The 17,073-nt window shown below is 56.1% G+C and carries 19 protein-coding genes; 11 read left to right on the top strand and 8 right to left on the bottom strand.

Features of this window, described 5'->3' with window-relative positions; all coding sequences use genetic code 11:
- Positions 1-698: 698 nt before the first annotated feature.
- The 11 genes from J2X72_RS23620 (at position 699) to J2X72_RS23670 (ending at position 10,809) form a co-directional block, all read left to right on the top strand.
- Positions 699-1,355, top strand: a complete 657-nt coding sequence (locus J2X72_RS23620) for a response regulator (protein WP_210005130.1) — start codon at positions 699-701, stop codon at positions 1,353-1,355.
- Positions 1,352-2,728 (top strand): ATP-binding protein, encoded by a 1,377-nt coding sequence (locus J2X72_RS23625; protein WP_210005131.1) that lies wholly within the window; start codon positions 1,352-1,354, stop codon positions 2,726-2,728. Before J2X72_RS23620 ends, J2X72_RS23625 begins: the two co-directional genes overlap by 4 nt.
- A 101-nt stretch (positions 2,729-2,829) precedes the next feature.
- Complete coding sequence (locus tag J2X72_RS23630; protein ID WP_310075998.1) at positions 2,830-3,510, top strand: MtnX-like HAD-IB family phosphatase; 681 nt, start codon at positions 2,830-2,832, stop codon at positions 3,508-3,510.
- Between the two features lie 19 nt (positions 3,511-3,529).
- Positions 3,530-4,951, top strand: a complete 1,422-nt coding sequence (locus J2X72_RS23635) for an aminotransferase class III-fold pyridoxal phosphate-dependent enzyme (RefSeq protein WP_310076001.1) — start codon at positions 3,530-3,532, stop codon at positions 4,949-4,951.
- Positions 4,952-4,955: 4 nt separating this feature from the next.
- Complete coding sequence (locus tag J2X72_RS23640; protein WP_310076004.1) at positions 4,956-5,906, top strand: arginase family protein; 951 nt, start codon at positions 4,956-4,958, stop codon at positions 5,904-5,906.
- Positions 5,903-6,256 (top strand): EamA family transporter, encoded by a 354-nt coding sequence (locus tag J2X72_RS23645; RefSeq protein ID WP_112532670.1) that lies wholly within the window; start codon positions 5,903-5,905, stop codon positions 6,254-6,256. Before J2X72_RS23640 ends, J2X72_RS23645 begins: the two co-directional genes overlap by 4 nt.
- On the top strand, positions 6,253-7,128 hold the full coding sequence (locus tag J2X72_RS23650) for a fatty acid desaturase (RefSeq protein ID WP_210005139.1): 876 nt from the start codon (positions 6,253-6,255) through the stop codon (positions 7,126-7,128). The genes J2X72_RS23645 and J2X72_RS23650 overlap by 4 nt, the downstream gene beginning before the upstream one ends.
- Entirely contained in the window at positions 7,115-7,933 is an 819-nt protein-coding gene (locus tag J2X72_RS23655; protein ID WP_310076010.1) for an alpha/beta fold hydrolase, read from the top strand. The genes J2X72_RS23650 and J2X72_RS23655 overlap by 14 nt, the downstream gene beginning before the upstream one ends.
- Positions 7,914-9,092 (top strand): peptidogalycan biosysnthesis protein, encoded by a 1,179-nt coding sequence (locus J2X72_RS23660; RefSeq protein ID WP_310076012.1) that lies wholly within the window; start codon positions 7,914-7,916, stop codon positions 9,090-9,092. Before J2X72_RS23655 ends, J2X72_RS23660 begins: the two co-directional genes overlap by 20 nt.
- Positions 9,089-9,514 carry an EamA family transporter gene (locus tag J2X72_RS23665; RefSeq protein ID WP_310076014.1) on the top strand — a complete coding sequence of 142 codons (426 nt, stop codon included), beginning with the start codon at positions 9,089-9,091 and terminating at the stop codon, positions 9,512-9,514. Before J2X72_RS23660 ends, J2X72_RS23665 begins: the two co-directional genes overlap by 4 nt.
- The gene (locus J2X72_RS23670) at positions 9,511-10,809 is read left to right on the top strand and encodes a cyclopropane-fatty-acyl-phospholipid synthase family protein (RefSeq protein ID WP_310076017.1); all 1,299 of its coding nucleotides are present in this window, start codon (positions 9,511-9,513) and stop codon (positions 10,807-10,809) included. Before J2X72_RS23665 ends, J2X72_RS23670 begins: the two co-directional genes overlap by 4 nt.
- A gap of 7 nt (positions 10,810-10,816) precedes the next feature.
- On the opposite strand, the gene J2X72_RS23675 is transcribed toward J2X72_RS23670, so the two are convergent.
- The 8 genes from J2X72_RS23675 to J2X72_RS23710 form a co-directional block, all read right to left on the bottom strand.
- On the bottom strand, positions 10,817-11,662 hold the full coding sequence (locus J2X72_RS23675; RefSeq protein ID WP_310076020.1) for a MipA/OmpV family protein: 846 nt from the start codon (positions 11,660-11,662) through the stop codon (positions 10,817-10,819).
- A 293-nt stretch (positions 11,663-11,955) separates the two neighbouring features.
- Positions 11,956-12,246 (bottom strand): hypothetical protein, encoded by a 291-nt coding sequence (locus J2X72_RS23680; RefSeq protein WP_210005149.1) that lies wholly within the window; start codon positions 12,244-12,246, stop codon positions 11,956-11,958.
- Between the two features lie 29 nt (positions 12,247-12,275).
- On the bottom strand, positions 12,276-13,094 hold the full coding sequence (locus tag J2X72_RS23685) for an SDR family oxidoreductase (protein ID WP_210005151.1): 819 nt from the start codon (positions 13,092-13,094) through the stop codon (positions 12,276-12,278).
- A 33-nt stretch (positions 13,095-13,127) separates the two neighbouring features.
- Positions 13,128-13,937: an aldolase/citrate lyase family protein gene (locus J2X72_RS23690; RefSeq protein ID WP_210005153.1), complete on the bottom strand. Its 810-nt coding sequence runs from the start codon at positions 13,935-13,937 to the stop codon at positions 13,128-13,130.
- Between the two features lie 37 nt (positions 13,938-13,974).
- Complete coding sequence (locus J2X72_RS23695) at positions 13,975-14,706, bottom strand: amino acid ABC transporter ATP-binding protein (protein WP_210005155.1); 732 nt, start codon at positions 14,704-14,706, stop codon at positions 13,975-13,977.
- Positions 14,687-15,346, bottom strand: a complete 660-nt coding sequence (locus tag J2X72_RS23700) for an amino acid ABC transporter permease (protein WP_310076158.1) — start codon at positions 15,344-15,346, stop codon at positions 14,687-14,689. The genes J2X72_RS23695 and J2X72_RS23700 overlap by 20 nt, the downstream gene beginning before the upstream one ends.
- Positions 15,340-16,059 (bottom strand): amino acid ABC transporter permease, encoded by a 720-nt coding sequence (locus J2X72_RS23705; RefSeq protein ID WP_210005157.1) that lies wholly within the window; start codon positions 16,057-16,059, stop codon positions 15,340-15,342. The genes J2X72_RS23700 and J2X72_RS23705 overlap by 7 nt, the downstream gene beginning before the upstream one ends.
- A 77-nt stretch (positions 16,060-16,136) precedes the next feature.
- A complete protein-coding gene (locus J2X72_RS23710) occupies positions 16,137-16,949 on the bottom strand; it encodes a transporter substrate-binding domain-containing protein (protein WP_210005158.1) in 813 nt (270 codons plus the stop codon).
- Positions 16,950-17,073: the final 124 nt, after the last annotated feature.

Genomic DNA, 17,073 nt, shown 5'->3' on the forward strand with positions numbered 1-17,073 from the left:
GTCAATCGAGTTGGTTGTTACGCGCTGTATTCCGATATAGCCGCCAGAAGGAATGTGCCCACGTTTCAGCTGTAACCAAAATGTCTGAAACATGGCTCATCCGGAACCGCGCCCTAGTATTCTACGGTTCGATTCCTTTCAACGTGACGGACGAAACCTCAGATACTCATGATTTGTGAAAGAGTTGCGCTGACCGAAGTACTTTCCTCAATATTTGATAGGCGCTAAAGCGCGCCAGGTGGAATTGTCGACCGCCCCCATTCGAGGCAATTCTTGAATTTGACGTATCGCTCTTCCTCCGTCAGAGGAACCTTGATGGATCCTCGCGCGTGGAGACGCTCTTGTGACAATATCTTGCCATAGCTCAAAAAAATCGTGATGAGGTGTAGGAGCCTTTCGACGGCAACTTCCACTTCAGCTGTGTACGACGTCATGGAAATTCGACGCACGAGCTCCACAACATTGTTTCGCCCAAGCGATTGTGACGTAAATCGGAGAGGCTGAGTTTATGGTATAGAAGTCCCACCGCGACGCAGTATCGCATCGAAAATCGCGCTTGCCTCGGATCGGCTTTTTTCCGTCGGCCAAGGTGCTGCCTGCAAAAAGCCGAGATGTTATCTCTAATTCGCATCTTTCGGGGTTCGAGCCAGCAAGCGATGCTGAGCCCGACCTGATATCCTCGAAAGGTGTCGACACCGATGCGCCTGTTACTGATCGAAGATGACATGATCCTTGGATCGTCGTTGAAGAAAGCGCTGGAGAAACATGCCTACGGCGTGGATTGGATGCAGGACGGGGAATCCGGGCTCGCCGCGCTCGAAGACCTGATTTTCAGCGTCGTCGTACTCGATGTCAATTTGCCGAAGCTCGACGGAATCGATGTGCTGAGAGCGGCGCGGCAAAAAAAGAACATGGTCCCGATCCTGCTGCTGACCGCGCGGGATACTCCACTGCAGAAGGTAGAGGGCCTTGATAGCGGCGCTGACGATTATCTGGTCAAGCCCTTTGATCTCGATGAGCTGCTGGCACGGCTTAGAGCGTTGATAAGGCGGCGGGACGGACGTTCGGATGTGGTCCTGAAGTGCGGAGATGTTGAAGTCGATCCTGCCGCCATGGTGGTGCGCAGCACATCGGGGCAAGTCGCGATGACGGCCAAGGAGTTTCAGATGCTCAAGCTTCTCATGGAACGCGCTGGCAAGTACGTTACAAAAAGCGATATCGAATATGCGCTCTACAGTGCTGAAAGCGCTGTGGAGAGCAATACGACGGAAGTCGTGATCTACAATTTGCGGAAGAAGCTTGGCAGCGACTTCATCAAGTCGATCCGCGGCGTGGGATACATGGTCGAGCAATGATCAGATCGACGTTGACGCGCAAACTGTTTTTCAGGATTGCGCCAACTATTTTGATTACCATCGCCCTGATCGGGGCGTTCGCCTTCCGCAGCGCCACGCGCGAAATCAACAATATCTATGACGCACAATTGATCAACGACGCGAATGTTCTTTGGACGCTGCTGGAACGCCAAGTTGAAAAGCCTGGCATTCATACATCCAAGCGGGTCAACGATATTGATCTGGCGATGGGCAACCAGCTGGCAATGAACGAGGATGCGGATGACTATGCCGACGCCCATATGTTCCGTGCATGGAAGGACGGGGAGATTGAGGTTTTCTCTAGCACCGCATTCCCGAAGACGGTTCCCGAGCAGCGCGCGGGATTTACGAACGTGACCTACGGCGGCGAAGACTGGCGTGTGTACGCCCTGCCAATTCCGCAAACGACAATTACCGTGGAAGTTGGAGAAAAGCTTGCCCTTCGCAAATCGCTTGTGTCAAATATTCTCCTGAACCTGTCTTTTCCATTGCTGGTCCTCTTCCCGCTCATCGCCGTCTTGATCTGGTTCGGGATCAGGAGCGGGCTCAGCGCGATGCACGGATTGGTGCGGCAAATTCGCAGTCGTTCCCCGGATGACCTTTCTGTCATTGCTGTTGATACGTTGCCAAGGGACCTTTCTCCCCTCGGCAGATCGATTAATCAGCTTCTAGACAAGCTTGACCGCTCATTGACGGCGGAGAGGCGTTTCGCCGATCACGCTGCCCATCAACTGCGAACTCCTCAGACATCTCTCAAGTTATTGCTTCAAATGCTGGCGAATGCCGAGAGCGAGCAGGAACGCAAGGCCATCATCGGCGACCTCGTGGCGAGCAATGAAAAGGCGATGCACCTGATCGAGCAACTGCTTCGCGCCGCCCGTGTCAGCCATCAGCCGATGCTATTGAAAAGCGTTTCATTGTATAACACTACGGCTTCGGTCATAGGCGAGTTCGGCAACATCATTCATCTCAAGAAACTTGAAGTGTCGCTGCATGGCGATGAAGATGCGCAGGTCAATGCGGATGAGCCTCTCCTTCGCCTTATGATTGCCAACCTCGTAGACAATGCAATCAAATACTCTCCGGTCGGCGGAACTATCGAGGCATCGATCACACCCCAGAACGAGTCCTGGCTGCTATCCATCAGCGACAGCGGGCCCGGAATAGCGGCGCAACATCGCGAAGCCGTGTTTCGGCGCTTCTACCGGATCGATACGCCACATACCGAGGGATCGGGATTGGGATTGGCGATCGTTGCCGATATAATTGACCGTTTCTCCGCCACTATCGCATTGAACACTGCAGGATCAGGCAGAGGTTTGAGCGTAGACGTGCTGATGCCGAGAGCATAACGCGCGTCTTCAGGCGATTTCAGTTTCATTTCATTTTGGCATAATTCTGCACTCAGGCACGGCTGATAGAACCTCCGCACGATTGTGCAAGGAGTTTTTGAATGCACGTGTATTGCGATTTCGATGGAACGATTTCGGTCGAGGATGCGACCGATTTTGTGCTCTCAAACCTGGCTGATCCCGCGTGGGAAGCCATTGAACAAGAATGGCTGGACGGTAAGATCGGTTCTGCCGAATGCATGCGCCGCCAGGTCGCCCTGATTCGCGCCAAGCAACATGAACTCGATGATGTGCTTGAAGATGTCGTTATTGACCCGACGTTTCCGGCCTTCGCAGATTTCTGCAGCCGTCACGCTATGCCGCTTACGATCGTGAGCGACGGCGTCGATTATTTCATCAAACAAATTCTCGTGCGCACCAACCTCAGCCATATTCCGGTAATCGCCAACAAGCTGACGATCGTCAATCCGGGGGGAAAGCCATCCTACCATCTGGCTTCCCCCCACGCCGATCCGGATTGTTCGTCAGCCGCGGGTGTTTGCAAGTGCAGATCCCTGACGCCGCTTGACTTGCGGGTCTACGTCGGTGACGGCCGCTCGGATTTCTGCGTTTCACATCAACCGGCGTTGGTCTTCGCAAAAGGGAAACTGGCTGACTACTGTTTTGCCGAGGATATCCCCTTCATAGCGTACGAGACCTTTACCGATCTCACCCACAGCCTCAAGAGCGCTGTTCCAAGCCTATCGGCCAATGCTCTCAGCACTCCACGCCACGCCGCATAACCAACAAGCGAGAACCTGAATGAACACAAATTTTATACTGAAGCAGCCCGAGCTCGTATCTCCGCTGCCGAACTCGGAACTCGAACTGCGCCTGCTTGAGGAGACCTATTGTTCTCACGGCGATACGGTCCATTACGCCCAGGAGCCGCGCTTTTTCGAATCGTGCGAAGGCTCGTACCTTTACGACAGCAAGGGTACTCCGTTCCTCGATCTGCAGATGTGGTATTCGGCGGTTAATTTTGGCTACCGCAACCCGCGCCTGAATACCGCTGCACATCGGCAGTTGGACACGCTGCCGCAAGTGGCATCGCAATATCTGCACAGGGAAAAGGTCGAACTGGCGGCCATGATTGCCCAAGACGCAGAGCGGAAATTCGGCACGAAAGGACGGGTTCATTTCAATGTCGGCGGCTCGCAGGCTATCGAGGATTCACTGAAACTCGTGCGCAACTATTCAGGCGGAAAGAGCCTGATGTTTGCCTTCGAGGGTGGATATCATGGGCGCACGCTCGGCGCCTCGGCGATCACGTCGAGTTATCGCTATCGCCGTCGTTACGGGCACTTCGGCGAGCGCGCGCAGTTTATTGAATTTCCCTATCATTTTCGTGGGCCGAAAGGCATGAGCAAAGAAGAATACGGCCACCAATGCGTGCAGAAGTTCGCCCGCCTGTTCGAGAGCGAATATAACGGCGTCTGGGATCCCAAGGCGGGCAAGGCCGAGTTTGCCGCCTTCTATGTCGAATCCATCCAAGGCACTGGCGGCTATGTCATTCCTCCTATGAACTTCTTCAAGGAACTGAAGGAGGTGCTCGATCAGCATGGGATCCTGCTTGTGGTCGATGAAATCCAGATGGGCGTCTACCGGACGGGCAAGATGTGGTCGATCGAACATTTCGGTGTCAGCCCGGACGTCCTCGTCTTCGGCAAGGCAATCACGAATGGTCTCAATCCGCTTTCGGGCGTCTGGGCGAGGGAAGAAATAATCAACCCAGGCATTTTCCCTCCAGGTTCAACGCATTCTACCTTCGCCAGCAACCCGATGGGAACCGCCGTAGCACTGGAAACGATGAAAATGCTCAAGGAAGAGGATTTCGGTGCGGTCATCATGGAGAAAGGCGCTTACTTTCTCGACGGACTGAAGGAGCTGCAGAAACGCCACCGGATCATCGGCGATGTGGATGGCCTGGGCCTGGCCTTGCGTGTCGAAATATGCACTGAGGATGGGTTCACCCCGGACAAGTCGACGATGGACTGGCTTTGCGACGAGGGGATGAAGGGTGATCTCAGTGTCGGCACGAACATGTACGGTCTCGTGCTGGATGTTGGCGGTTACCACAAGAATGTCATCACCCTTGCCCCCAACCTCCTGATCAGCTGCGAAGAGATAGATCTTGCCCTGACGCTGCTGGATCAGCTTTTTATCAGGGCTTCGAAACGATAGGCCGATGCAACTTCTGCTCCTCCATCTCGATGATGCGCTTGAGTTGCAGCCCGACTTCATCCGCGCCTGCCTGAACGCTGGCGCGTACGAGTTACAGGCTGAGAATGAAGGGCGGGCGATTAGGCTCTGGGGCAAAAACCCCGATCTGCATGCCGTTCGGACCAAGCTCGCGCGCAGGATGCTGCGGAGAAAAGATGCGCACCTGTGTTTCATGGGGTCGGGTGATTTTCACCACGTCACGGCGTTGCTGCTCGATGTTGCCCTCGAAAAGGATGGAAAGCCGGCCACGGTAATCCATTTCGACAACCATCCCGATTGGGTCCGTTTCAAGGATGGCATCCATTGCGGCTCATGGGTCAACAGGGCATTGGAACATTCCCAGGTTCGCAAGGTCATCACTGTCGGCGTGTGCAGCGATGACCTGAAGAAGCCTGAACGGAAGGGAGCAAATCTTTCGCTGCTCAAAAAAGGCAAGCTCGAGCTCTATCCCTATGATCACCCACCGAGCAGGGTCAAAAAGGAATATGGATCGGGGTCGAGCTACCAGCAGGATTCCGGCTCGCTCAGCTGGAACACCATTGCCGCTATTGGCGAGCAAAATTTCGTTGATCGCCTCTTGTCACGGATCGAGACCGAAGCCGTCTATCTGACGATCGACAAGGATGTGCTGGCTCGCGCTGATGCGGTCACGAACTGGGATCAAGGCAGCATGAGGCTGCCATATCTTCTGACATTGATAAGGGAGATCGGCTACCGCCACCGCATTGTCGGTGCAGACGTCACCGGCGACTACTCATTTCCCGTTTATGGCGGCGGGTTATGGACGATGCTGATGAAGCACGGCGAGATTCTGCTAGATCAGCCCCGACGGCCCTCGGATGCGCGTCTTGCGACCAACATCAACTCCGCAGGCAATCATGCCCTTCTCGAAATTCTTTCGCAGGCCATGCCATGAGCGGCACCCTGACCCTGCCAATGGTGGCGCTGATCAGTTTTTGCATTGTTGCGGAAATGGCGCGTGAGGTCTGTTTCAAACAGGCCGCGCACGCTTCGACGCTTCGTCAGGCACTGGTGAAACCCGCCACCTGGGTGGGAATTGTCTTTTGGGCAGTGGAGTTGTTCGCATGGATGATGGTGCTCGAACACGTGCCGCTGTCCATCGCCTTTCCAATGATGGCGCTGAGCTATGTCGTCATCGTTGTCGCTGGAGCCTGCTTTTTCAAGGAACACGTCAATCTGCGTCACGCTGCCGGAGTTCTCCTCATCACGGCCGGTGTGACGTGTGTTGGAGCAACAGGACTATGAAACTCTTCAAACACACCAAATGGGATGCCGCTCCCGTTATCGCGGCAGTCGCTCACCTATTCTTCAATATCTACCTCATCGCCGGATTTCACAGCCGCCCGTTGTGGTTGTCCGTTATTCTGGGGTGCCTCTACGCCGTCTCGATCTCGTGGAATATCAACAGCATCTCCCATAATTTCATTCACACGCCGTATTTTGCCGCACGCCCGCTGAACTTTGCCTTCAGTCTGCTGGAATCCATCACGATCGGTTTCTCGCAGACCTACTATCACTGGATCCATATGCGCCATCATTCCGGCAACAGCGACAAGCCGAATGAAAAGGGTGAGACAATCGATTGGTTGTCGATTTACAGACACGGCAAAAACGGCGAACCGGAGAACGTTTGGAGCTACACGTTCCTCAGCTTTTTTCGCGACGATATCGGCGACATTCACAGAGGCGTTGCTCGCACTCGGCCGTTCGACGCGAAATGGGGCCGCTTCGAGCTCTACGCGTTCTTTGGCGTGGTCGGTCTGGCATTGATCTATGACTGGCGGGCTGTCCTGTTCTTCGTGCCATTCTACTATTTTGGCAATTGCCTGTCGTCGCTCAACGGCTACTACGAGCATCTTCACGGCGATCCGGAAGAACCGATAGCGTGGGGCGTCAGCAGTCACAATCGTTTCTACAACTGGCTGTGGTTCGGCAACGGTTACCACGCCGAGCATCATTATCGTCCGCGCACACATTGGACAAAACTCCGCTCCTTCCACGAACAGATCGCGGACCAGCAAGAAGAAGCTGGTGTCCACGTCATCAGCACGTGCCACGCGCTGGGATTCATGGCCAAGGAAAACCGCGAGCTGGAAATATCGAATGCAGATCGCTGACCCTTTTGGATATTTCATGGGGGGCACCAACGGTAAAGGCGTCCTTCTTGTGCATGGTCTGACTGGTGCACCTACGGAAATGCGGCTTGTGGCGCGACAACTGAATCGTCGGGGCTATACCGTCTATGCACCGCTTCTCGCCGGTCATGGTGGCGATGTCCGTAGGTTGCGTGGCACACGTTGGCAGGATTGGCTGGGGAGCGTCGAGCAGGCTGTGGAGCAGTTGAGCGCCTATACGGACGAGATATTTGCTGCCGGCATTTGCGTGGGTGGCAAGCTGGCGCTTCTGGCTGCCCACGAGCAGCCAGGAATCCTCAAGGCCGTGGCGATTTATTCTCCGTGCTTCCTCTATGACGGCTGGAATGTGCCGTTCTATTACCCGCTGCTGTCGCGCAACATCACCTGGTTGGCACATGTCCCATTCTTGGATCGCCTGAATTTCAACGAGACTTCGGCGCTCGGCGTCAAAGACCAGCGTATGCGCCGGATGATGGAAAACATGTCCAAAGAGGGCGTAATCGAGAAATTCCCCGGCAAGGGCCTGGTGGAGATGTATCGCCTCGGAAGAGCGCTCAAGCACGAGCTGCCGCATATGTTGACGCCAACGCTCATCCTCCATTCAAGGGAGGATGATCTCAGCAGCCCTGCGCATGCCCGCTATATCAGTGACCATATCGGGGCCCCGAACGAGCTTCGCTGGATCGATGACAGCTATCACATGATCCATCTCGATCGGCAGCACAGGCAGGTCGCGGATCTTACGGCCGATTATTTTGGAGTGAGCCATGCTTCAGACGGTCTCTGAATCGACGCTCCGCGGAACAAGGTTGCCGGAGAAGGACAATCCGCTCATACAAACGCGCACTGTGCATTCCATCCGGGAAGTCGGCAAGCAAGCGTGGAACGCCTGTTTCGAAGATGTGGTTGAAGATTTCGATTGCCTTCTCGCAATCGAAGAGGCCGGGATCGAAGGTTTCGCCTGGCGCTATGTAACGGTAATTGAGAACGGAACCGTGGTCGCCGCCATGCCGGCGTTCATTACCAGCTACCAGCTTGAGACGACGTTGGAAGCAGGACCTTTGCGCCGCTTCATTCGTCGGATGCGGGGCTTCCTTCCCAGTATCCTCACGTTGAAGCTCGCGTGTCTTGGCTCGCCCTGTACGGAAACCGGCAAGCCAGGTTTTTGTGCCAACGTTCCTCCGGAACGCCAGCCTGAATTGCTGGCACGACTTATTGCCGGGTTCGAGCAGCACGCGGACGATGAAGGTTGTTCCCTGCGAGGCGTGAAGGATATTCCTGAACCGTGTGCGTCGGTATTTGCGCCGGTATTCGCGCAGTCAGGTTTCGCTTCCATTCCTGGGCTTCCGACAGCTTGTCTCGATGTCGATTTTCACTCCATCGAAAGCTATCTGAGCCGCTTGTCCTCTGGAACCCGCAAGGACATGCGCCGGAAACTGAAATCGTTTGATCGCATCCGGATCGAGACACGAACCGACATTGCGGACGTCATGCCGCGCGTCCTGGATCTTTATAATGCGACACGAAGCCGGAGTGAATGGCAGTTCGAAGCTCTCACCGCCGGATATTTTGCCGGCATTCTCGACCGAATGTCCGGGAAGTCATTCTGCACCTTGTATTTTGCAGAAGACAAGCTGCTGGCGGCCAACATTCTCGTTCGTAACGAAAGCACGCTGATCGACAAGTTCTTCTGCATGGACGGAGAGGAAGGGCGTGCCTACGACCTTTATTATCTAAGCTGGTTCGCCAATCTGCGTTATTGCATCGAGCACCGCGTTGCCCGCTATCAGAGTGGTCAGGCCTACTACGAAAACAAACTGCGGCTCGGCAGCAAGCTCACTGCAAACACAATGTATTTCAAGCATCGGAACAGGGGCGTCCAATGGTTGCTGAAAATTGTATCTCCGATGTTTGGCGTGGATGAGCCTCCGGGAACAGCTTCATGAACGGCAAGCGTCTTTCCTGGTTCGCCATTCCGGTGCTGAACACGTTGTTTCAGATTTTCATCAAGCTTGCTGCCGATGCAGTGAGTGGTCATGCCAGCGGCTGGTTTTCCGCATCGCTCGCATCGCCCTGGTTGCTTGCGGCCATTGCAGTCGAAATCGCCTCTTTCCTGATCTGGATGCAGGTCTTGTCCGAGCTCGATCTGAGCAAGGCGTTTCCGCTTTCTGCTTTAAGTTACGTGCTGGTCCTCCTGTCGAGTTGGCTTTATTTCCGGGAACAGATCACCGCGCTTCAGTTAATTGGAAGCGCGCTCATACTTGGCGGAGTGTGGCTGATCGGGACAGCCTCCGGATGCACAAGCCCTCGGCAAAACACCCATGAAATCAAGTTCCCGCCAGTTACGACAATGCGAGCTAGACGATGACCCAGGTACAGTTTCAAAACTCCACTTCCGGCAGACACGCAACGTCACGGGCACTCGCAGATCGTGCCCTGCACGCCGCGCTTCTTCGTATCGTCAACACAGGGCGACTGACTGTCATGACTGCCAGGAACAAAAGATTGTTATTCGGAGATGGGAGCGGACCCGCGGTATCGGTCAGGTTTACCGACAGCCGGGCACAGTGGGCCTTTTTGGCCGACGCAGATATGAAGCTTGGCGAGCTTTTCATGGATGGTCGTCTTGTCGTCGACGAGGGCTCCATCTATGACTTCATCGCACTGTTGTTGCGGGAAGCCCAGAACACCACTCATCCCTGGCCTGCGCGTTTCATAGACGCTGTGCGTGCCAGGTTCCGCAAGCTGAAGCAGCCTAACTTGCCCGGCCGATCGAAGCGCAATGTCGCGCATCATTACGACCTCGACGGGCGGCTTTACGAGCTGTTTCTTGACGAGGACCGTCAATATTCCTGCGCCTATTTTGAACATCCCGATCAGTCGCTTGAGGAAGCACAATTGGCGAAGAAGCGGCATCTGGCGGCCAAGCTCCTGCTCGAACCGCATCAGCGGGTTCTGGATATCGGCTGCGGTTGGGGCGGTCTTGCGCGGCATATCGCTGCAAGCGTGACGAACGGTGAAGTAGTGGGAGTGACCCTGTCCGAAGAACAGCTTGCATATGCTCGATCATCGCTAGACCAGATGGACGGTCGTGTTTCATTCGAGCTGCAGGATTATCGCGACCTGAAGGGCCGGTTCGACAGAATTGTTTCGGTCGGCATGTTCGAACACGTCGGCGCGGCGTCATACGCGACATTCTTCAAAACATGCGCAAGACTGCTTGATGACCATGGCGTCATGGCTCTCCACACGATCGGCTGTTCGTCCACGCCAGGCTTCACGACACCCTGGCTGAACAAGTATATTTTCCCGGGCGGGTATATTCCCACGCTCTCCGAAATTGTTCCGCACATCGAAAAGGCCGGATTGATCGTCACCGACGTGGAGGTACTGAGGCTCCACTATGCCTCCACGCTCAAAATCTGGCGCGAGCGTTTCATGGCGAAGCGCGAGGCGGCGAAAGCGCTTTATGACGAACGGTTCTGCCGGATGTGGGAGTTTTATCTGGCTGCGGCCGAGACGGCATTCCGGTACGAGGATCTTGTCGTATTCCAGATTCAGATAGCCAAGCGCAACACAGCTGTTCCCATGACGAGGAACTACATTGGTGACGACGAGCTAAATGCAGCGAGGAATCTTCAAGCGCTTTTCCCGGCCCCGTGACACGGAATCAAAATCCGATATGGAAGGAACGGCTCAGAACAATGCCGATCGTATTCTGGTTAGGCGATCCAATGTCGGTAACAATCGGGCTGTCGGCAGCATCGCCAACCAGCCTGTCGAATTTATCGTAGACCAGCAGGCTCGTTTTGGGATTGATCTGATAGGTCGCACCAACAACAAAGCCAACGGATTTGAACCCTGCGTCCGGCGAGAATGCGCTCAGGCTACCGTTATCCAGCGCTTCGGCACTACTTACGCCGAAACTGTTTTCCATGTACGTCGCATCGGCGAACGAGGCGCGGGGGCCTGCCGAGAGCAGAAACTTGTCGCCGAACGGCTGGAACCAATCGACCGCAAAATCCGCGACAAAGCCATCGTCGCTCTGAACGCCCTGCCGGGCTTCGGCTCGTACGCGCAGCCGGTTGTCGATAAGCCAATATTGTCCAAAGGCACCTACGTCGACGCTCCAGTCGATTTCGTGCACACCAGGCACGTCGGAGTTTGACCGGTGGCCTCTGATACTGGCGGCAGGTCCGAGCTCAACCCCGCCAAGCTCTATCAAGGAGAAATCGATGCTGTCATCTGGAGCGCTCAAACCAGCAGGTTCGTTGGCGCGGCGGAGATCGAAATTCGGTACAAAGCTAAAGTCATTATCTCCCGCCCCCTCAAACGTCGGCCCGTACTCGGTCCCGGCACCCAAGGTTACAATCCAGCCCGGGTTCTCCTCGACAGTTGTGGCCTCCGGCCTATCCGCAGCTACGGAGGCGGTTGCTGACGAGAGTATTGCTAACAGAGCAAACGGCAGCGTCCTTGCCAGCCGCCTGGCGTGCGCTCGATCGACAGGTAGCGTCATTGTACCTTCCCATCCGACATGCTGCGCCCCACGAATTTGCATCCGACGAGCCTTTAGTGACACCCACAGACGAACGCGTCAAGAAGCACCCTTGAATTAATGAACATGCCCGGCAAAAGCGTCTCCGATCCTCCACAGCTAGGATCAGCTTGGCAACGTATATTGCTCTGTGCATCCAGATATATGGAAAAAGATAGAATCATTGCGGCCAGGGCAGGGGCCTACACTCGCAATCATGATAGCTAAGAACGCCGCCGATAATGGCGTTGAGTCATCGGCTCGCCAGAATCACGTCACTTTCCGGTGTCGCGCCGGGGCAGATGCTTCCCGTGCTTACCGGCAACGACGAGCGAGCAGGTGGATCGAAGCCGATGCCGATGATGCTGCGGGTCGATACCGGCCATTTGTGTTGCCTTCTGCACCGCGATACACTCTGTGCCAGACCCGATCGAGCTGTGGGGCGTCGTCCGGACGCGGGCGAAGCGTTTCGCCGTAACGCCTGTTCCAAGCAGCACCCATAGGGTATCGAAGACGCCGGCACGGGCGCTGCCCGTCCCGACGTCAATCCCTATAAATGCTTCCATGCGATTTTCCCGTGTCGTTCCTGCGGCGACTACCAGGCAGTAAAACCGCCATCAACTACAACATTTGAGCCGGTCATGTAGGAGGAAGCATCGGAGGCGAGGAAGCGGATTACTCCATTGTACTCGTTGATTTCGGCCTGCCGGCGCATGGGCACGCGTTCGAGAAAAGCTTCGACGAATTCCTTATCGAAGCTCGCGGTCTTCACGCCGCCGAACGAGATGAGGTTGACGCGGACTTTCTTGGTCCCCCAGTAGGTGCCGAGATAACGTGTCAGATTCACCAGTCCCGACTTCGATGCGGCGTAGGAGATGGCCTTGACAAACGGGATGCCGTCACGCTCCTGGCGGTATGCGTAGAGTGCCTGGTTCGGCGAGACGATTCCGTAGATCGAGCCGACATTGATGATCGAACCGCGCCCCGCCTCGGCCATCTTGCTGCCGACGACCTGGCTCGTCAGCATGACGCCTGTAAGGTTGGTGTCGATGATCTCATCCCAGTACTTCTGCGGATAGACCTCGAACGGAGCGTTCTGTTCTGCCGAGCCATCGGGCTTGGAGTCGATCCCGGCATTGTTGACGAGGATGTGCGGCACACCCCAATCGTCGATCAGCTGTTCTGTCGCTTTCTCAAGGGCTGCCTTGTCGGTTACGCTGGCTTCGTAGACGCGAATGCGGTCCGTGAGGCCCGGGAACTTTTCGGCAAGCTTTTGCGCGTTGAACGGCCGTCTGCTGAAAATCGCGACCTTTGCGCCGGATTCTGCAAGCGACTTGGAGAATTGGGTGCCAAGCTGACCGAGGCCGCCGGTGACGACCGCCACGCGGCCACTGATATCGAATGCATCACTCATTGTGTTTTCCTGTTGTCTCAAAAGGTTCGGGAATCAAGCCTGCTTCGCGGAGGTATCGATTGCTTCGCGCGCTCGGCGAAGCCCCTCATTGAGGAACAAGACGTCGTTGCCCATTATGATCATGTCGACGCCCTTTTTCTTGAGCGCGGCGACGTTCTCGGCAACAGGCGGAATGCAGGGCGCCATTACCTTGATGCCGCGTGCATGGCATTTCTCGATGAGCTCGGCGAGTTTCTCCTCGATTTCCGGATGCGACATCGAATAGTCGATCGAGATGCGCCGCGAGATGGAATAGTCCGCCGGTCCGAAGTTGATGACGTCGATACCTTCGACATCCAGGATATCATCGATATTGTCGAAGAATTCGTAGCTCTCGGCCATGGGAATAACGAGGCGAGTTGCGTTCTCATGCTCCATGTAGGCTGACCACTGGAAGCCTGGTCCGGCGAAGCCTGCGGCGCGGCAACTGGCGTCACCACCGCGGCGGCCATAAGGCGGGAACTTAGCCGCCCGCACGATCGCGCGGGCCTGCTCGGCGGTTCCGACTTGCGGAACGATCACGCCGGTCGCTCCGAATTCGAGCGACTTGCGAATATCCCATTCATTGGTTCCGCGCACGCGCACGAGCGGCGCGATTCCGGCAAGCAGCGCGACAAGCACCAGCTTTTCCATGTGGGCATCGACGTTGACCGGCGTGTGCTCGGCGTCAATGAAAGCGAAGTCGAGCCCCCAATTCCCGGCGGCCTCGATGGCCGCCGTCGATCCGGTGTAGAAGGTGGCGCCGAATGTCGGTTCACCGTTCTTCAACTTGTTAGCTAGTCTGGTATTCTCTGGTCCCGGCAATTTCTCAATCTCCTTGGTGGTAAGGGTGGTTGGCCGATCATTTGAGATCGGGCGCGATGAAGTTTTTCAGCTCAGGTGTTTTTGGATTGGTGAAGATTTCTTCCGACTTGCCTTCTTCCCAAACCGTGCCCTGGTGCATAAAGACGGTGCGTGTGGCGACGCGGCGGGCGAACCCCATCTCATGGGTCACCAGAACCATGGTCATGCCGGCCTCAGCGAGCTGAGCGATCGTTTTCAAAACTTCGCCTGTCAGTTCGGGATCGAGCGCCGACGTAACCTCGTCGAACAGCATGACCTTGGGCTTCATTGCCAAGGACCGAGCAATGGCAACGCGCTGTTGCTGGCCGCCGGATAGCTCGTCTGGATAGGCGTGCGCCTTCTCGGCCAATCCAACACGGGTCAGGACCTCGCGCACCAGCGCTGAACCTTCCTCAAGCGGAAGACCTTTGACGACACGTGGCGCAAGCGTGATATTTTCGGCGACAGAAAGATGCGGGAAGAGGTTATAGCTCTGGAACACCATGCCGACCTCCTTGCGCAGTTCGCGCAGATTGGCGCGTGACTGGTCGACCTTGTGCCCCACGACTTCGATGGTTCCTTCCTGGAATGGCTCGAGTCCGTTGATGCACCGTAGCATCGTGCTCTTGCCGGAGCCGGAGCGGCCAATGACCGCGACGACATCGCCGTTCTCCACGGCGAGGTTTATGCCTTTCAGGACGGGAACGGTGCCGTAGGATTTCTTGAGGTTCTCAATGCGCAGTGCCGGCATGTTTTCTTTCCTTGAGTTTCTCGCTCCACCACGACAGGGGATAGCAAACGACGAAGTACATCGCGGCGACCGTCAGGAAGACGTGGAAGGGCTGGAACGTCATGTTGTTGAGGAGCTGGCCAGCCCGGGTCAGTTCGACGAAACCTATGAGGGCAGTCACGGAGGTGTTCTTCACAATCTGCACCATGAAGCCGACCGTGGGTCCGAGCGCGATCTGAAACGCTTGCGGCAGAATTACGTAGCGCAGGCGCTGGACCCGTCCGAGCGCGAGCGCATCGGCTGCTTCCCACTGCGTGCGCGGGATGGCCTCAATACAACCGCGCCAAATATCGGCCAGGAACGCGGTGGCGTAGATCGTAAGGGAGATCGCCGCTGCCGCCAAAGGCGGGAAATAGAAGCCAAGGAAGCTCAAGCCGTAATAAGCGAGGAAGACGACGATCAGCAGGGGCGTTGCCTGGACAAGCTGGATGTAAGCGGCCACCAGCGTCCGCAGCCATTTCGGGCCGAGCGCACGGGACACGGCGAAGACAAGCCCGAATATGCCGCCGCCAACGAAGGTGCATAGGGAGAGCCCCACAGTCCACACAAGACCATGGAAAAGGAACTGGACGCTTTGCCAACCGAAGGACTGGATCATGATTTAACCTCGCGGGGCAGGGTGAGGGTTGCGGCGGCGGTTCCGGTTTTGGGGATGCGTCGCCGGAACAGCCACAGCCCGATCAGCCAGTAGAGAAGTCGGAAGGCAAAGGTCATGGTGATGTAGATCGCAGCCAGGACCAGGAAGGTTTCGAGGCTGCGAAAGGTCTGGGATTCGATCTTGGCGCCGGCGAGCGTCAGTTCCGTCGCAGAGATCGCCGAGGCGATGGAGGTGCCGAGCAAGGTCAGGGTCAGCTGCCCCGTAAGCGAAGGGTAAATGATGCGCAAGGCCGGGATAATCACGACGTAGCGCATGACCTGCAGCCGCGAAAGACCAAGGGCCAACCCGGCCTCGACCTGCGTCTTCGGAATGGCAAGCAGGCCGGCACGAAAGATTTCGGCGGAATAGGCTCCAAGGTTAAGGGAAATTGCGAAGATTGCCGCCTCGTTCGCGGTCAGTCGAATTCCCATATAGGGCAAACCGAAGAACAGAAGGAACAACTGCACGAGCAACGGCGTATTGCGGAAGGCTTCAACATAGGTCGCGCTGGCAACGGCGCCCCACTTCGGTCCATCCACGCGTAGCAACGCGGCTGCAAGTCCGATCGTCAGCCCGATGCCGATAGACTGGCTCGACAATATTACAGTGTCGATGGTGCCATTGATCAATTCTGGCGTTCGCGCCAGAACGGGCGCGAAATTCATCTCGTATGCCATGATGGTCTCCTGCTGTGCCCGAGCCGGGGATCATGACGAAATGGCTCGGGACAGGGCATCCACAACTCGAGGTTTGGTTAGAACGTCGGAAGTTTGCCACCAGGTACAGGAATGCCGATCCACTTCCGGTGCAGTTGGTCGAGTTTACCGGTCACTTCGATGTAGTAGATGAAGTTGTTCAGCCACTGGTGGAGTTCAGTCGCATCCTTGCGTGTGGCCATTGACCAATAGAGGGTGAAGAGCGGAACGTCTTTCTTCACCTCGAGATTGCTGAGATTGCGCTTGGTGATGATGTCATTGGCAACCGCTGCGACGGCAGCCGTCGCATCGACTTGTCCTGATATCAACGCTTGCATGGCGAGCGCGTCATCGTCGAAACGCACGACTTCCAGCCCCTCGATCCCATAGCCGCTGACGGCGACGTCCTGCGTACTACCCTTTGGCACTGAAACCCGCTTGCCTTTAAGGTCGTCAAGCGAAGTGAGCTTCATATCCTTGGCCGCTACAAAGCGCATCTCATATGCGCCGTAGGGGTTGGTCATGAGGAACGTCTTTGCACGCTCCGGCGTGGCGGTCATCTGCGCAATGAGGAAATCTACGCGGCCCGATTCAAGCGCTGCGGCACGGGAAGCATTGTTCACCGGCACGATTTCAAATTTCACGCCGAGGGCGGAAGCAGCCTCCTTGGCAAGGTCAACGATGAAGCCATCAGTGTTGCCATTGGCATCGACGGTATCATAGGGCGGAATGCCAGTCAGAACGCCGATGGTGACGCTGCCTTTCTTGACGATATCCGCCGTGGTCTGAGCACTTGCACCTGTCACTGGCGTAACTAGAACGGTCGCCAGGGCAATAACGCCGCCTGCCACATGTAACAAACTTCTGAGCATTCTCTTCCCTCCCTAGTTTTCGAATCGCGCTTCCGGCGGCTTGTTCCGCTCGATGCTTTGCAAATTAACCGAACCTCCCAGACGGTCTGGCCGAACGAAAGCACGTAGGATGCCTTTTCAATCA

The sequence above is a fragment of the Phyllobacterium sp. 1468 genome (assembly GCF_031455525.1).
Classification (GTDB): Bacteria; Pseudomonadota; Alphaproteobacteria; order Rhizobiales; family Rhizobiaceae; genus Phyllobacterium.

Coding starts and splice junctions, on each gene's coding strand:
- J2X72_RS23620 (WP_210005130.1), top strand. CDS start 699: ATGCGCCTGTTACTGATCGAAGATGACATGATCCTTGGATCGTCGTTG.
- J2X72_RS23625 (WP_210005131.1), top strand. CDS start 1,352: ATGATCAGATCGACGTTGACGCGCAAACTGTTTTTCAGGATTGCGCCA.
- J2X72_RS23630 (WP_310075998.1), top strand. CDS start 2,830: ATGCACGTGTATTGCGATTTCGATGGAACGATTTCGGTCGAGGATGCG.
- J2X72_RS23635 (WP_310076001.1), top strand. CDS start 3,530: ATGAACACAAATTTTATACTGAAGCAGCCCGAGCTCGTATCTCCGCTG.
- J2X72_RS23640 (WP_310076004.1), top strand. CDS start 4,956: ATGCAACTTCTGCTCCTCCATCTCGATGATGCGCTTGAGTTGCAGCCC.
- J2X72_RS23645 (WP_112532670.1), top strand. CDS start 5,903: ATGAGCGGCACCCTGACCCTGCCAATGGTGGCGCTGATCAGTTTTTGC.
- J2X72_RS23650 (WP_210005139.1), top strand. CDS start 6,253: ATGAAACTCTTCAAACACACCAAATGGGATGCCGCTCCCGTTATCGCG.
- J2X72_RS23655 (WP_310076010.1), top strand. CDS start 7,115: ATGCAGATCGCTGACCCTTTTGGATATTTCATGGGGGGCACCAACGGT.
- J2X72_RS23660 (WP_310076012.1), top strand. CDS start 7,914: ATGCTTCAGACGGTCTCTGAATCGACGCTCCGCGGAACAAGGTTGCCG.
- J2X72_RS23665 (WP_310076014.1), top strand. CDS start 9,089: ATGAACGGCAAGCGTCTTTCCTGGTTCGCCATTCCGGTGCTGAACACG.
- J2X72_RS23670 (WP_310076017.1), top strand. CDS start 9,511: ATGACCCAGGTACAGTTTCAAAACTCCACTTCCGGCAGACACGCAACG.
- J2X72_RS23675 (WP_310076020.1), bottom strand. CDS start 11,662: ATGACGCTACCTGTCGATCGAGCGCACGCCAGGCGGCTGGCAAGGACG.
- J2X72_RS23680 (WP_210005149.1), bottom strand. CDS start 12,246: ATGGAAGCATTTATAGGGATTGACGTCGGGACGGGCAGCGCCCGTGCC.
- J2X72_RS23685 (WP_210005151.1), bottom strand. CDS start 13,094: ATGAGTGATGCATTCGATATCAGTGGCCGCGTGGCGGTCGTCACCGGC.
- J2X72_RS23695 (WP_210005155.1), bottom strand. CDS start 14,706: ATGCCGGCACTGCGCATTGAGAACCTCAAGAAATCCTACGGCACCGTT.
- J2X72_RS23705 (WP_210005157.1), bottom strand. CDS start 16,059: ATGGCATACGAGATGAATTTCGCGCCCGTTCTGGCGCGAACGCCAGAA.
- J2X72_RS23710 (WP_210005158.1), bottom strand. CDS start 16,949: ATGCTCAGAAGTTTGTTACATGTGGCAGGCGGCGTTATTGCCCTGGCG.